The organism is Methanosarcina sp. 2.H.A.1B.4 (assembly GCF_000979385.1).
Taxonomy (GTDB): Archaea; Halobacteriota; Methanosarcinia; order Methanosarcinales; family Methanosarcinaceae; genus Methanosarcina.
This window is the reverse complement of the sequence record NZ_JJOV01000021.1, coordinates 1-632: the sequence shown is the minus strand read 5'-3', so window position 1 is coordinate 632 and position 632 is coordinate 1. Positions and strand designations below refer to the sequence as shown.

At 49.2% G+C, this 632-nt stretch carries 1 protein-coding gene; it reads left to right on the top strand.

From position 1 onward, the window contains the following. Nucleotides 1–632 (top strand): putative Ig domain-containing protein (locus EO92_RS03635; RefSeq protein WP_048169383.1); only part of this gene is annotated, 632 nt, incomplete at both ends.

The window sequence follows — 632 nt, the reverse complement described above, 5'->3', positions numbered from 1 at the left end:
CCTTTACAGTAAGCGCTTCGGATGCAGACGGAGACAGTCTCGCATACTCTGCTTCAGGCATTCCCACAGGTGCTACTTTTGACAGCAAATCAGGGGTTTTTAGCTGGACTCCGGTTGCCGGACAGGAGGGGACATACAGCTTAACCTTTGAGGTAAGCGATGGAAAACTGACAGATTCGGCTACTGTAGCTGTAAACGTTGTCAATCATAATCAGGCTCCTGTGATAAATTCCATCCCGGATGTTACTGTTGAAGCTGGAAAAAGCCTTACCTTTACAGTAAGCGCCTCGGATGCAGATGGAGACAGTCTCGCATACTCTGCTTCAGGTACTCCTTCAGGTGCAACTTTTGACAGCAAGTCAGGGGTTTTTAGCTGGACTCCGGTTACAGGACAGGAGGGGACGTACAGCGTAACCTTTGAGGTAAGCGATGGAAAACTGACAGATTCGGCTACAGCAGCTATAAGCGTTGTCAAACAGGAAAACTCCTCGTCCACAGCAGAAGAGGTCTACAACAACCGTCTGCGCGAAGCTTCTCCGAACACAGTCTACAAGAGTTCATCCTTTATTGATGTAGGCGGGATGAGTACTGGCAGGTACAGGGATGCAATGTGGTTTGACCTGAGCGAGTAC